A 13545-nucleotide genomic window follows, 5' to 3' on the forward strand; every position below is an offset into this window, starting at 1 on the left:
ATGCGTTATAAGTGCGTTAACTAATATTACGCATGAAAAACCCGATACTAAGTTTCATCTCCTTAACAATTCTGTCTGTTGCAAGCGTTTCTGCGCAACAGCAAGTAAAAACAGGCGCAGGGCAAACGCTTAACCTGCCTGCTCCTGATGTAACCGCATCGAAAAACAAATTTGCAAAAGTGATCGGATGGCCTGAAGGCAAAACGCCGGTCGCACCTTCCGGTTTTACTGTAACAAAATTTGCGTCAGGCATAAAGAGCCCAAGAAACATCCTTGTCGGTCCGAACGGTGACGTTTTCGTTGTGCTTTCGAACTCTGAACGCTCTAAAAAAGAGAAAGAAAAAAATGACGCAACCGGTAAGTCGCAGGCTGAGGTAGCAGGTAAAAGCGCAAATACAATTGTTCTTTATCGCGATGCCGATGGTGATGGGGTACCCGAAAAGGCCACGCGCTTCCTTGGCAATCTTGACCAGCCATATGGCATGGCAATTATTGGCGACCGCTTTTATGTAGCTAACACAGATGGCGTTTATACCTTTCCATATAAAACCGGCGATACAGTAATCAAAGCGGCAGGAAAAAAAGTCCTTGAACTCCCTGCAGGCGGGTATAACAACCACTGGACACGCAATCTCATTGTGAACGCCGACAAAACCAAACTTTACGTATCTGTCGGTTCGGGCAGCAACGTAGGAGAAAATGGAATGGAAAATGAGGTACGGCGCGCAGCTATTCTGGAATTCAATCCCGATGGTTCAGGTGAGCAGATCTACGGCAGCGGTCTCCGTAATCCTGTTGGCATGGACTGGGCTCCGGGTACGCGAACGCTATGGACGGCAGTAAATGAACGCGACGGCTTAGGCGATGATCTTGTGCCTGACTACATTACGAGTGTTAAGCGTGGCGGGTTCTATGGCTGGCCATTTGCCTACTTCGGTCCGAATGAAGATCCGCGTCTGAAGGGACAGAATCCTCAACTTGTTAAAAACACGATCGTTCCTGATCTGGCGGTAGGATCTCATACCGCATCGCTCGGACTTGCCTTTTACACGAAGAAAAAATTCCCGGCTAAATATCAGGGCGGAGCTTTTATCGGGCAACACGGTTCATGGAACAGGTCATCGTTTTCTGGTTACAAGGTGTTGTTTGTTCCTTTCAAAAATGGAAAACCGAGCGGACCCGCAGAAGATTTTTTAACGGGTTTTATCGCAAATGAAGGTACACGCGAAGTCTACGGAAGGCCGGTCGGGATTGCGCAAACACCGAATGGCGCATTGCTTGTAGCGGATGATGTTAGTGGCGTTGTCTGGCGCATAGCGGCAAAATAAATACAGCGGCCCTGAAGCGGCCGCTTTTTTTTTATTTTGCAATTCTGATTCTATGAAATTATTTATCCTTTTTCTTCTCGCCTGTACCGGAGTAGCTACCATGGTTTCGGCACAGCAGGATACTGCGGTGCGACTTGAAGATGTGCGCATCCGTTCAGGACTGAACAAACAGCCTGCCCTTAAATCGGCTACCACGGCCGGTATCCTCAATCCGGCGCAGCTGCGTAATTATCCGGCAGCATCTGCCGTTAGTGCCATGAACAGCATCAGCGGGGTACGTATGGAAGAGCGTTCGCCAGGCAGTTACCGCCTTTCGCTTCGTGGCAGCCTTCTACGCTCCCCTTTCGGAATCAGGAACACCAAAATTTATCTTGACGAATTTCCGCTTACAGATGCAGGTGGAAACAGTTATCTGAACCTCATAGACATGAGTGCAGTAGACCGTATAGAAATACTCAAAGGCCCGCAGTCAGATTTATACGGCGCTAACTCCGGCGGGGTCATCGTGATTGACCCCGCACTTCAGGCTGAAAGTCCCACGGTATTCTCTGCCTCAGTTGCCGCAGGCTCCTACGGTCTTTTCCGGGAAAACGTTCATGTGAATGTGGCCGGGGCGAAGTCGGGCGTTCAGGTCAGGCAGGCCTGGCAGAGGAGCGAGGGTTACCGGGATAACAGCGCGATGGACCGCAAGTTCGTGCAGCTTGCCCCGTGGGTGAATATCGGAGCAAATGACCGGCTGAAAGCGTTAGTCGTCTTTTCTGATCTGGGTTATCAAACACCGGGCGGACTTACCGCCGCTCAATACCTAGCCAATCCTGCAGCGGCGCGGCCGGCAGCCGGTCCGAACCCGGGGGCAGAGGCCCAGCGTGCGGCAATCTATAACCGGACTTTCTTTGGCGGGCTCAGCAATGAAGCATCCCTGAGTAAGAAACTCAGACATGTAGCTGCAGTTTTTGCTTCTGCATCTGACTTCCGGAATCCATTCATTACAAACTATGAGCAGCGCAAAGAACAAACGTTCGGTTTCCGGACGTATCTGGCGTACGCAGAGGAACTTGGATCGACCAAATTGAACCTGCACGCCGGCGCTGAACACCTTGTGACAGGGTCGCGCGTAATAAACTACCAGAATGAGCAAGGAACGGCGACTTCATTGATGGCAGATGACGCACTTCGGGCAAGCCAGTCGTTTGTCTTTGCACATCTTCGCGCTGAATTTGGCGAACGCCTCCAGGCTGAGCTGGGTGTGAGCCTGAACCGGTATGGTTACGATTATAAGACCTATTTTCCCGCCCTCAGCAATGAAAACAACCGCAGGTTTGATCCGAAATTTATGCCCCGGCTGGCCTTGTCATACCTGGTCATGCCCGGACTTGCTCTACGTGCTTCGGCTGCCCGCGGATATTCTACGCCGACAATTGCGGAAGTGCGCGCATCAGATAACCAAATCAATACAGCGCTGGATGCAGAGTCCGGCGACAACTACGAGGTTGGTTTCCGGTATCAGAGCCCGTCGAAGCGCTGGCGTTTTGATATTGCCGCATTTGATTACCGGTTGAACAGGGCGATCGTCCGCCGGCTGACCGAAAACGACCAGGAGTATTTCATCAATGCGGGCGGCACGCGGCAACAGGGGATAGAATTTCAAGGAAACGGCTGGCTGGTTAATCCCAATGCGCATCAGGTGATCAGAGGTTTGGAATGGCGTACGGCGGTTACCTATAGCGATTTTGCATTCAGCAGCTATCAAAGCGGGAGTGCGGATTATTCCGGTAACAGACTTACAGGCGTTCCTGAATGGGTTGTTGTGAATAGTCTTCATCTCCTTCTTCCGCTGCGGACTGATTTTTTTGTTCAACACAATTATACAGCAGCCATTCCACTCGATGACGCCAATACAGATTTTGCGGCGCGGTATCATTTGGTCGAGGCACGGATAAATTGCACGGTGTTACGAATCCGCCAAATGAATCTGAATGTATTTGCCGGTGCTGATAATCTGTTAAATCAGAAATACAGCCTTGGCAACGATTTAAATGCGTTTGGCAAGCGGTATTATAATGCCGCAGCATTACGCAATTATTATGCAGGTTTAACTTATCAATTCTGATCAGGGTCACTGCGCGCGAAGAAGAACAGTGCCGAACGCAACCTTGATCTTTGTCTGGTTAGGTTGATGGGGCAAGCCATGGTCGCGCTTTTCAGGCTTTTTACATTGGCGGCTTCCTGCGACCAAACACCAGATGTAATCTCGGTGTGATTACCTGCGGATTAAAAATCCGCTGCTCAATGCTTCCGGATTGTAAATCCGGAAGGACGAAAGGATGATTACGTAGCACGCACACGTATATCATTGACCCGACTCAGGGTGCTCATCCTACCCCGCCAAATGCCGCGGCTCAAACACCTGCTGCAGATTTGGCTCCGAAACCTTATCCCAACTCTGGCAAAAATGTCGCGGCCCCATCCAGGGCCGCGACGCCCATACAACCAACCTAAATAATATCTTCTCTTCTGCTTTTCCTCCACCTCACGGCGCTGGCCAAGCCTTTCTATGCTCTTTTACATTAGTGACTGTTCGCAACCAGGTGCCAGTTGTAATCACACTGTGATTACCTGCGGATTAAAAATCCGCTGCTCAATGCTTCCGGATTGTAAATCCGGAAGGACGAGAGGATGATTACGTAGCACGCACACGTATATCATTGACCCGACTCAGGGTGCTCATCCTACCTCGCCAAATGCCGCGGCCCAAACTCCTATTGCAGACGCGGCGTCCGGATCCTATCCCAACCCTGCCAAATATGTCGGGGCCCCATCCAGGGCCGCAACGCCCATACAACCAACCTAAATAATACCTTCTCTTCTGCTTTTCCTCCACCTCACGGCGCTGGCCAAGCCTTTCTATGCTCTTTTATATTAGTGACTGTTAGCAACCTGTTGCCGGTTGTAATCACACTGTGATTACGTGCGGATTGAAAATCCGCTGCTCAATGCTTCCGGATTGTAAATCCGGAAGGACGAGAGGCCGATGAGTAGTTCGCAAATGTATATCATGAACGCGACTCAAGGTGCTCGTCCTAATGCCTGCAAAATGCCGCGGCTCTAAAACCTGCTGAAGACCTGGCGTCCGGCTCTTATCCCAACCTTGGCAAAAATGTCGCGGCCCCATCCAGGGCCGCGACGCCCATACAACCAACCTAAATAATATCTTCTCTTCTTTTTTGCTTTTCCGGACCTACCGGTGCTGGCCACGCCTTGAAGCGCTCATTTATATTAATCGCTCCTCGCACCAGCACCCAGCTGTAATCAAACTGTGATTACATGCGGATTAAAAATCCGCTGCTCATGCTTCCGGATTGTAAATCCGGAAAGACGGGAGAACGGTGACCTAGCACGCACATGTATAACATGGACGCGACTCAGGGTGCTCGTCCTAATCCCGGCAAAATTCCGCGGCTCAAACACCTGCTGCAGACCTGGCGCCCGGCTCCTATCCCAACGCTGGCAAAAATGTCGCGGCCCCATCCAGGGCCGCGACGCCCATACAACCAACCCGCACTAATCTTCTCTTGCAGCGTTTAGTACTTCCTCTATCTCATGTACGTGAACATCTATAGAAGACCGTTTAATACCGTCCCGACCATCATAGGTGTTAACCCGCACCCTGCCTTCCACCTGATAGGCTGCGCCTTTCCGGATCAGCTGCTCGGCCAGTGCAACCTGGTCATTCCAGAAGAGCAAATTAAACCAGTCTGTCTGTTTTGTCTGGTTCCCTGTCGGACCAAAGTAATCATTGACTGCGAGGCTGACTTTAGCAAGCCTTTTGTTGTTTGCTAATTCGATAACCTGTAAGTCAGACCCTGTACGACCCATGATGCGGAGGCTGTTTTTTGTAGTTTCCATGTTTTTAAAATTTTTAGTGAACGGATGTTTAACGACCGGCAGGCAACTGCTGCCGACAGAACAAAAGTGCGAACACCTGAAAGCCTTAGCCGGAGTTTATCCGGATATATCCGTTTATATCCGGATATAAACGGATATACCCGGATACCAAAGGCTATTATCCTGATATAAAAGAGCAAAAACTTTAGATTTATTTCTCTATATTTAATAAATTTTCTTAACATGAATACTTGTCGGGACTGTAATCAACCTTTGACCGGACGGGCAGATAAAAAATTTTGTGATGATCAATGCCGTAGTAATTACAACAATCGCCATAAACCTGGCTACCAGCCCGCTGTCAGAAAGATCAATGCACATTTGAAGAAAAATCGTGAAGTGCTTGAGAAGCTGAATCCGCAGGGTAAAATCGTTGTCAACAGGGCTGTTTTGTTGAAAGCAGGCTTCAATTTTCAGTATCACACACATACTTACCTTACCCGTAAGGGGCATCAGTATATCTTCTGTTATGATCAGGGTTACCTGGGACTGGAGTCTGATCATATCTTGCTGGTCAGGGACGACGGTTCAAAACGATAGGGCGGTGTGCAAAAAATCCGGAAGTGAGATTCACTGTCGATGTATTTTACGATCTTCAGGAAAAACTTGACACATGAATGTCCTGTCCAATGAAGAATCAACAAACCGGGAGCTTGCCAGACAGTTACGATGTCCGGACGGAGAAAATGGTCTCAGAACCGCTATCGGCATGGAACAGCATAACACCAATATGATCCGGAAAACTGTCGATACCCTTGCTCCCACACCCGGTGCCCATGTATTAGAAATAGGTTTTGGCAACGGCAGTCATCTGGACTACCTCTTTCAGGCGTGTCAGGATCTGCGTTATACGGGTGTCGATATTTCTGAAACCATGGTAAACGAAGCGCAGCGTTTGAACGCTAAACATCCTGTTGCCTCGAAGTTGGCCTTTCTGCTAACAGATGGCCTATCGTTGCCATTCGGTCCCTCAATATTCGACTGTGCCTTTTCAGTCAACACAGTGTATTTCTGGGAACAACCGCTGCAATATGCGGCCGAAATCAGGCGGGTCGTAAAACCGGGAGGCGCGCTCTGCCTGGGATTTGCAGATCACAGTTTTATGACGCAACTGCCGTTTACTCAATATGGTTTCAAACTCTACGACCAGGAAAAAGCCGCCGCCCTTATGCACCAATCAGGCTTCCATGTTAAAGACGCCACAACTTTTACTGAGCACCTCCAAAATAAGATGGGCGAATCGGTCGAAAGGGTGTTTCATGTAATGAGATTCGGGTGAGGTAAGTCTTGGCGGTATATAGGGTGCCAGCGGCCGATACGCTTATAGCAGCATTCTCCGTTCTTCGAAATACCTGTACGCCGGCACAAGGCTGTTCCAGAAGTTTTTCCAGGCGGGCCATTTATTTGAGTATTCTTCTAAATTCGGGCCATTCATCCGGAAGGGAAAAATATAGACGGGAATTTCATTTTGTCCGCAGGCTTTTGCTTCAACCGCCAGCACGTACACTTCGCGGATCTTTTCATCAGTCAGCGGAATACATCCAACTGTAACGCAATTTCCATGAATATAGATGTCGCCCCCCGGCGACTGTCCTGCACTTCGCTTCAGATCGGTAGCATTTGGGTAATTGATGCCTAACGACAAATGAAAAAGGCTTTCAGGATTAAAAACGTTGATGTAATAAAACCCTTCGGGTGTTTGCAGATCACCTTCTTTTATCTTCGGTCCAGGGTTACCGGAATGAGCGCAGAAGTTATATGTGCGAAACAATTTAAACTTCTGCTGTCCTGCTGACCTTAGCCACAACTCGAGTTTCCCCTCCGCTTTGAAAGCCCGGATAAACATCTCAAATGCTCCGTCCACCCCGGTCTTTTGCAACCCACTTCTCAATTCGGGCCAAACCTGATCATAAGCCAGCCTTACGCGATTAAATTGCAGCTGCCTGGTTTTAAATGATGATTGGCCTGTCATTGATTGTGTAAAAATGAACAAAAGAATAGTGACGAGGGGGCCGAATTTCATAATGAGCACTGTTCAGCAAGTTAGCAAATTTTAGCATCTTTACGGAATAGCGATGAACAACCTGTTTTCCCTGCATTCTTTTATTGTTGTAGTTTTAAGTCTTGCAGCGGGCCTACTCTACGCCTGGTTGCTTTACGGCCGTCCGGAAAACCTAAGCTTACGCTATCGCCTTCTGCTGGCAGCCTTCCGTACAACAGCCATTGCAATCATTGGTTCGCTTTTGTTTTTGCCACCCTATCGGACCCTGCGCTATGACCTTGAAAAACCCCTTATCGTGCTTGTACAGGATAATTCAGGATCTGTAACGCAATACCCTTCTGCCGGTTTTGATAGTACGAAGTATGCGAAAGACTTCCGTGCGCTTGCAACACGACTCGCAGAAAAATACATGGTCGAAGTCGTACACTTTAACGACAAAACCGGTGCGGGATTCGATTTCAAATCAGCCGGCGCTGCAACAGACGCTGCAACAATGGCTGCAGGTCTTTCTGACAGGCTAATGAACCGCAACGTAGGCGCAATTGTATTGGCCACAGATGGCATCTTTAACCGGGGCGGGAATCCCCAGTATCAGCTGTCTCAATTACGGGCTCCCGTTTATACGATTGCGCTGGGCAACCCTGTGATCCGGCGCGACATCGCGATCAGCGATGTACTCGCTAATGACATCACCTACCTGGACAATGTCTTTACTGTTGAAGTCAGTTTAGATGCATATAAAACCGCCGGAGAAACCTTCAGGCTGGCAGTTTCAGAACGAAATCAGGAATTGGACAGTAAAACAATACAAATCAAAAAAGACGAAGAGCACCAACGAATTGTGCTGAAGATTCGTGCTGTAAAACCCGGGATTCATAAGTATACGGTAAGCTTGCCTCATCTGGCGAATGAGGTTACGACGAAGAACAACAGCCACTCGTTTTTCGTGGAAGTTATTGACAGCAGGCAAAAGATTTTGCTAGCCTCAGCAATGCCCCATCCCGACCTGACAGCCATCAGGCAAAGCCTTGAAGCAAATAAACATTATGAGGTAAAATTAGCGCTGGCAGATGATTTGGAGGGTCTGAATCCGGCCGACTATAGCCTGATCCTGCTTTACCAGCTTCCGGCGCAGCCGTCTGCGGGCAAAGGTTTTCTTGAAAAAGTAAAGAAGAGCACGGTTCCTGTCTGGCATTTCGCCGGTGCGCAAACGGACCTTGCGGCTCTCAACAGTCTTCAGACAATCGTGCGTTTTTCTTCAGGCGGGGCAAGTCTTCAGGAAACCTACCCGTATCTGGCGCCCGCCGGTACATCGTTCCAACTTGATCCTGTTAAAGCAGCGAAACTTAAAAATTTCGATGCACTTCAGTTTCCCTCTGTCAATCTCCAGGTCGCCGGCCAGGCAGTTCCCGTACTTTACCGGCGCAATGGCCGCGAGGAAACCGGTGTACCAATGCTTTTTTTCGCAATGGAGCAAAACCGGAAAAAAGGATTTTTTATCGGTGAAGGATTGTGGCGCTGGCGTCTGACCGAAGCCCGGGAGGATGAATCTGCACCACTGTTCAATGAACTTATTCAAAAGTCTGCACAATACCTCAGCATAAAAGATGACAAGCGCAAGTTGCGGGTAACTGTCTCGAAACCTGGCTTTGACGAGTCTGAGCATGTAACATTCAGTGCGAACTTATATGACGACAGCTATAAACCTATTGCTGATGCAGACATCAGCCTGCAGGTAAAGAACGATAAGGGGCGGCGCTATAATTTCGCATTCGCACCATCGGCGGGGCAATACCAGCTTGATGCAGGAACCTTTCCCCTTGGAGATTATACATTTCAGGCATCTGCAGTTTACAAGAGTAAGAAATATGCATTTATCGGTCGCTTTTTTGTAAGCTCAACGCAACTCGAATACAGACAGGCAATAGCAGATCACCAGTTGCTAAACAGCATTTCCTCACAAAGCGGTGGTAAATTGTTTCAGCCTGCTGATCTTGCACAGATCTTTGATGAAATTGAAAAGAATCCAGAAATTAAAACGATCAGCTACGAGAACCTTCGTTACGAAGAGCCAGTAGGCATTAAAACGATCTTTTTTATCATCCTTCTCCTTTTAAGCGCTGAATGGCTGTTAAGAAAAAGAAACGGCGCAGTTTAGGGTTCAAAGAAGTTCCCCTTTCTTATGCTTATATTCATTGCATGCAATTCAGCACCTCAGAGATCATTGAAATTTTAGGAACCGTTTCCTTTGCGATATCGGGAACTTTTGCAGCCATGCAGAAACGCCTGGACCCTTTCGGCGTGCTGATCATTGCCTTTGTGACTTCTATCGGCGGAGGTACCGTTCGGGACCTGCTGCTTGGCGACACACCCGTAGCCTGGATGCGCGACGTGAACTACTGTCTGCTTATTCTGCTCACCTCACTTGCTACGATCTATTTTAAAACCCATATTAAGAAGTTTAAGGTAACACTCTTTGTTTTCGATAGTATGGGTCTGGGGCTGTTCACCATGCTTGGCCTGCAGAAAGGCATCGTTTTCGGCCTCGAGCCGGGGATGTGTGTGGCGCTCGGAACCATTACGGGATGCTTCGGCGGCATTATTCGTGACACGTTGCTTAACCAGATTCCCCTGGTTTTCAGAAAAGAAATCTATGCCACCGTATGCATACTCGGCGGTATTCTTTATTTCATACTTGTTTATTTCAACCTGAAGGCAGACGTTGCCAAGGTTATCGTGATTGCCTTCATCTTTGGACTGCGTGTAGTCGTTGTCCGCTACAAACTTTCGCTTCCCGCTTCCTATTTCAGAAGTTAGTCTTCCTTATTTTCGCGGATAATGACGAAGACATCTTCGTTGTCCTTCTTCATAAAGTAACGCTCCCTCGCATATTTCTCTGCAGTCTGCAGATCGGTGTTTAGCTCGTTTAGATCTTTTTTTACCTGTTTGATTTCCTTCTCGTAGAAATCTTTTTCTTCCTGCAACTTGCTTACCTGACGGCCATATTCATACTGGGAGGCGATGTCATTGCGATCGAAAAACAACATCCATACGGCAAAAACGAGCGTAGCCAGAAAATATTTATTCCGGAGCAGGTCGACCATCTTTTTGATACTTTTCATACGAATTGCGATTGACGTACAAACATAAATAAAAAAAACATCCGAAGATTTTAAAATCTACGGATGTTTTGGAAATCAGTTTTTCAACTTATCCACAGCCTAAAGACTTGCGGATGATCATTTCTTAAGAAACTTGAAGTCTTTACCGATAAAACGTGCCGAACTTCCCAGTTCTTCCTCGATACGCAGTAACTGATTGTATTTTGCAATCCTGTCTGAGCGCGATGCGGAACCCGTTTTGATCTGACCGCAATTTAGGGCTACAGCAAGATCGGCAATCGTTGTATCTTCAGTTTCACCACTGCGGTGACTCATTACCGAGGTATAACCATTGATCTGAGCAAGGGATACCGCATTAATTGTTTCTGTAAGGGAACCGATCTGATTAACCTTTACAAGAATTGAGTTTGCAATGTTCTTATCAATACCAGTCTGCAGGCGTTTAACATTGGTCACGAATAAATCGTCGCCAACCAACTGCACCTTATTGCCGATAGCAAGGGTTAATGCTTCCCATCCTGACCAGTCATCTTCGTCCAGACCGTCTTCGATAGAGATAATCGGATATTTTTCAACCCAATCCACCCAATATTTTACCATTTCAGCTGAAGTCAACACTTCGCCCGATGATTTATGGAAGCTGTATGTCTTTTTCTCTTTATCGTACATTTCAGAAGTAGCAGCATCCATAGCAATCCAGATGTCTTTACCCGGCGTGTAACCAGCTGCCTCAATAGCAGTCAATACTGTCTCAATGGCTTCAACGTTTGATCCGATGTTTGGAGCAAAGCCACCTTCATCACCAACGTTCGTAGAATATCCTTTTTTCTTCAAAACCGTTTTCAGGTGATGGAATACTTCTGTTCCCATTTGCAGGGCCTCAGAAAAAGACGATGCGCCAAGCGGCATGATCATAAATTCCTGAAAGTCAATTTTGTTGTCTGCATGCGCACCGCCGTTCAGAATGTTCATCATCGGAACAGGCAGCGTATTTGCGTTCACACCGCCAATATACCGGTACAGCGATTGTCCGCTCTCCTGCGCAGCCGCTTTAGCCGCTGCCAATGATACACCAAGAATGGCGTTGGCGCCAAGGGAACCTTTATTTTCAGAACCGTCAAGATCGATCATGATCTTGTCGATCTGGTTTTGTTCAGATACTTCAATGCCCTTAAGTGCTTTCGAGATCTTGCTGTTTACGTTTTCAACGGCTTTTAAAACACCCTTACCCATGTAAGTTTTTTTGTCGTTGTCGCGCAATTCAACTGCTTCGTGTGTTCCGGTACTGGCACCTGAAGGTACTGCAGCCCTTCCCATCGCGCCGGCTTCGGTAACTACTTCTACTTCGACGGTCGGATTTCCCCTTGAGTCGAGGATCTGTCTGGCATGGACATTAATTATTGAACTCATTCTATTTGATTTTTGTTGAATAAATCACTTAGTGTATTTTTTACACACTCCTAAGTTTCGATTCAAAGTTATAATAAATTTTAAATAATCAGTTTTGCGAGTGGAAAATTAAGAAAAAGTTCATTAACACAGCACATTACAACGCGGCCGACAAATGAATGGGCACATTTAATGCTTTGACCAGGAAAGGATCTTGCTGTGTTTACGCTCGGTGAGCATCTTCTCAGAGATGAACGCATATTTCTCGATTCGCGGAAAGAAAAATTCCCAGTCTTTACCCGGCGTATAGGTAGCACGCACAGCATCCCAGCTAAAGGAACTTCTTTTGTTTTGCGTATGATTTACAAAACTGACACCGTCTTCGCTAAGTTCCAGTTCCAGCTGCATGTTCCGTAATTTCTCCGACTCTCTTTTTACAGACCAGGCAACAAGTACGTATCCAAGCACTGAAAAAATAATCAGGGTCATGATAAACTGCAGGGCAAAGTTCGAAAAATCAAACAGGCTGAAAAAACCTGCGGCAAGCAGCGACGCTACCACGACCAGTAAAATTCCTTTTTTCCAGGATGCCCGTAATTTACTTCGCAGAAGCGTTTCTTTGGGATAGTGCACAGGAACGCTCAACACGTTTATCTCTTCATTCCTTAGTTCATTCTGTATGAGCATCTTGCCTCCTTCCATTAAAACGAATCGCCGCATAATTTCGTATACGGCCGCTATGTGATGTTTACATATTTGTCGGGCATTCAGTTTCCGTCAGGGGGAACTTACCATCAAACTGAAGTTTCGCTGACTGCTTAAAGGCCATCTTCCCTTCATTTTCTTCCATTTCCGCAAAACCTTCAATCAGCTTCCCATCTTTCCTCAGAAAAGCAACCTGGCGCACAGATTCAATTCCTTCAGACATAAACTTGTAATCGGCTATGATTGTATCGCCCATAATCTTCCCTGTTAAAGATCCCGAATTGCGGTCCTTTTCATAGAAACTAACAAGCATATGGCCGGTTACAGCGAGATCTTTTGTTACCAGGTGCACCTGCGCAGTGTCTTTACCTTTTATATAGGTATAACACGTTGAGCTTTCGATTGGTGATGAGCTTGTAGCGGTAGAACTGTCAGCAAGTTCGCTGGCTGCAGTTGGTTTTTCGCTGCGGTTACAGCCTGCGACAATGGCCGCAGCACACGCGGCCGCAAAAAAGACTTTTTTCATGTTTAACGAGATTGTTATCTCTATAACACATAAGCGCAAAAAAGGTTGGCAGCTGCCGGATTACCTGACTTCAAGCTGCTCCTCGATGTATTCTTCTTTCTGAGGATTTCCTGAACGAAACCTGAACGTATACGTTCCTTTTTCTTTTGGAATAAAGGTATAGGGCGTTATGCGCGTAGGAATGTCCATGGTACACATCTGGTCGGCATAGACAGCCAGAAAACGAACGGTAACAGTCTTGCCGTTTACCCGGGTGTCTGCGCGCTGAAACCGGCCGCAGCCGTTAAACACGATATGATATACGTTAAACTGAAGCGGGTCAAGCGAGTTTACGCTGGTGGGCAGGTCTGTCTTGACAATTGGTGATATGCTTTCTTCAGGTGCGGCCGGCACGTCGGTTTTTGTACAGCCTACAGCGATACAGCAAAAAATGAGGGCAGATAAGAGCAGCTTTTTCATTCAGTTTATTTTATACCGACAGGAACGCCGGGCATGCTGCGAACGCTACAGGACCTGAAAAATTGAGTT

General features: G+C 47.4%; 13 protein-coding genes. 6 read left to right on the forward strand and 7 right to left on the reverse strand.

The annotated features are described in order from the left end of the window. Positions 1–32: 32 nt before the first annotated feature. Together EJV45_RS18040 and EJV45_RS18045 are read left to right on the forward strand one after the other, a co-directional pair. A complete protein-coding gene (locus tag EJV45_RS18040) occupies positions 33–1328 on the forward strand; it encodes a sorbosone dehydrogenase family protein (RefSeq protein WP_129717972.1) in 1296 nt (431 codons plus the stop codon). A 52-nt stretch (positions 1329–1380) separates the two neighbouring features. Continuing rightward, complete coding sequence (locus EJV45_RS18045; RefSeq protein ID WP_240755339.1) at positions 1381–3438, forward strand: TonB-dependent receptor; 2058 nt, start codon at positions 1381–1383, stop codon at positions 3436–3438. A gap of 1451 nt (positions 3439–4889) precedes the next feature. Here the strand turns inward: EJV45_RS18045 and EJV45_RS18050 are convergent. Beyond that, positions 4890–5234: a single-stranded DNA-binding protein gene (locus EJV45_RS18050; RefSeq protein WP_129717974.1), complete on the reverse strand. Its 345-nt coding sequence runs from the start codon at positions 5232–5234 to the stop codon at positions 4890–4892. Between the two features lie 360 nt (positions 5235–5594). Between EJV45_RS18050 and EJV45_RS19680 the strand changes: the two genes are divergently transcribed. Together EJV45_RS19680 and EJV45_RS18060 are read left to right on the forward strand one after the other, a co-directional pair. Then, on the forward strand, positions 5595–5813 hold the full coding sequence (locus EJV45_RS19680; protein ID WP_240755340.1) for a hypothetical protein: 219 nt from the start codon (positions 5595–5597) through the stop codon (positions 5811–5813). 73 nt (positions 5814–5886) lie between these two features. After that, positions 5887–6552 (forward strand): class I SAM-dependent methyltransferase, encoded by a 666-nt coding sequence (locus EJV45_RS18060; RefSeq protein ID WP_129717978.1) that lies wholly within the window; start codon positions 5887–5889, stop codon positions 6550–6552. Between the two features lie 42 nt (positions 6553–6594). On the opposite strand, the gene EJV45_RS18065 is transcribed toward EJV45_RS18060, so the two are convergent. Then, on the reverse strand, positions 6595–7245 hold the full coding sequence (locus tag EJV45_RS18065) for a murein L,D-transpeptidase family protein (RefSeq protein ID WP_129718106.1): 651 nt from the start codon (positions 7243–7245) through the stop codon (positions 6595–6597). 103 nt (positions 7246–7348) lie between these two features. Here EJV45_RS18065 and EJV45_RS18070 point away from each other — a divergent pair, with 103 nt between their 5' ends. After that, on the forward strand, positions 7349–9433 hold the full coding sequence (locus EJV45_RS18070; protein ID WP_129717980.1) for a hypothetical protein: 2085 nt from the start codon (positions 7349–7351) through the stop codon (positions 9431–9433). A 41-nt stretch (positions 9434–9474) separates the two neighbouring features. Then, the gene (locus EJV45_RS18075; protein WP_129717982.1) at positions 9475–10092 is read left to right on the forward strand and encodes a trimeric intracellular cation channel family protein; all 618 of its coding nucleotides are present in this window, start codon (positions 9475–9477) and stop codon (positions 10090–10092) included. Here the strand turns inward: EJV45_RS18075 and EJV45_RS18080 are convergent. The 5 genes from EJV45_RS18080 to EJV45_RS18100 form a co-directional block, all read right to left on the reverse strand. Then, on the reverse strand, positions 10089–10388 hold the full coding sequence (locus EJV45_RS18080; protein WP_129718107.1) for a septum formation initiator family protein: 300 nt from the start codon (positions 10386–10388) through the stop codon (positions 10089–10091). The two genes, EJV45_RS18075 and EJV45_RS18080, sit on opposite strands and share 4 nt — an antisense overlap. A gap of 126 nt (positions 10389–10514) precedes the next feature. Further along, the gene (eno, locus tag EJV45_RS18085) at positions 10515–11807 is read right to left on the reverse strand and encodes a phosphopyruvate hydratase (RefSeq protein ID WP_129717984.1); all 1293 of its coding nucleotides are present in this window, start codon (positions 11805–11807) and stop codon (positions 10515–10517) included. A 168-nt stretch (positions 11808–11975) separates the two neighbouring features. Then, positions 11976–12473 carry a hypothetical protein gene (locus tag EJV45_RS18090; protein ID WP_129717986.1) on the reverse strand — a complete coding sequence of 166 codons (498 nt, stop codon included), beginning with the start codon at positions 12471–12473 and terminating at the stop codon, positions 11976–11978. Positions 12474–12534: 61 nt separating this feature from the next. After that, positions 12535–13017, reverse strand: coding sequence for a hypothetical protein (locus EJV45_RS18095; protein WP_129717988.1), 483 nt, complete (start codon positions 13015–13017; stop codon positions 12535–12537). Between the two features lie 60 nt (positions 13018–13077). Continuing rightward, positions 13078–13476 carry a hypothetical protein gene (locus tag EJV45_RS18100; RefSeq protein WP_129717991.1) on the reverse strand — a complete coding sequence of 133 codons (399 nt, stop codon included), beginning with the start codon at positions 13474–13476 and terminating at the stop codon, positions 13078–13080. Between the last annotated feature and the right edge of the window lie 69 nt (positions 13477–13545).

Source organism: Pedobacter sp. SYP-B3415, assembly GCF_004138205.1.
Taxonomy (GTDB): Bacteria; Bacteroidota; Bacteroidia; order Sphingobacteriales; family Sphingobacteriaceae; genus Pedobacter.

Coding starts and splice junctions, on each gene's coding strand:
- EJV45_RS18040 (WP_129717972.1), top strand. CDS start 33: ATGAAAAACCCGATACTAAGTTTCATCTCCTTAACAATTCTGTCTGTT.
- EJV45_RS18045 (WP_240755339.1), top strand. CDS start 1,381: ATGAAATTATTTATCCTTTTTCTTCTCGCCTGTACCGGAGTAGCTACC.
- EJV45_RS18050 (WP_129717974.1), bottom strand. CDS start 5,234: ATGGAAACTACAAAAAACAGCCTCCGCATCATGGGTCGTACAGGGTCT.
- EJV45_RS18060 (WP_129717978.1), top strand. CDS start 5,887: ATGAATGTCCTGTCCAATGAAGAATCAACAAACCGGGAGCTTGCCAGA.
- EJV45_RS18065 (WP_129718106.1), bottom strand. CDS start 7,245: ATGACAGGCCAATCATCATTTAAAACCAGGCAGCTGCAATTTAATCGC.
- EJV45_RS18070 (WP_129717980.1), top strand. CDS start 7,349: ATGAACAACCTGTTTTCCCTGCATTCTTTTATTGTTGTAGTTTTAAGT.
- EJV45_RS18075 (WP_129717982.1), top strand. CDS start 9,475: ATGCAATTCAGCACCTCAGAGATCATTGAAATTTTAGGAACCGTTTCC.
- eno (WP_129717984.1), bottom strand. CDS start 11,807: ATGAGTTCAATAATTAATGTCCATGCCAGACAGATCCTCGACTCAAGG.
- EJV45_RS18090 (WP_129717986.1), bottom strand. CDS start 12,473: ATGCTCATACAGAATGAACTAAGGAATGAAGAGATAAACGTGTTGAGC.
- EJV45_RS18095 (WP_129717988.1), bottom strand. CDS start 13,017: ATGAAAAAAGTCTTTTTTGCGGCCGCGTGTGCTGCGGCCATTGTCGCA.
- EJV45_RS18100 (WP_129717991.1), bottom strand. CDS start 13,476: ATGAAAAAGCTGCTCTTATCTGCCCTCATTTTTTGCTGTATCGCTGTA.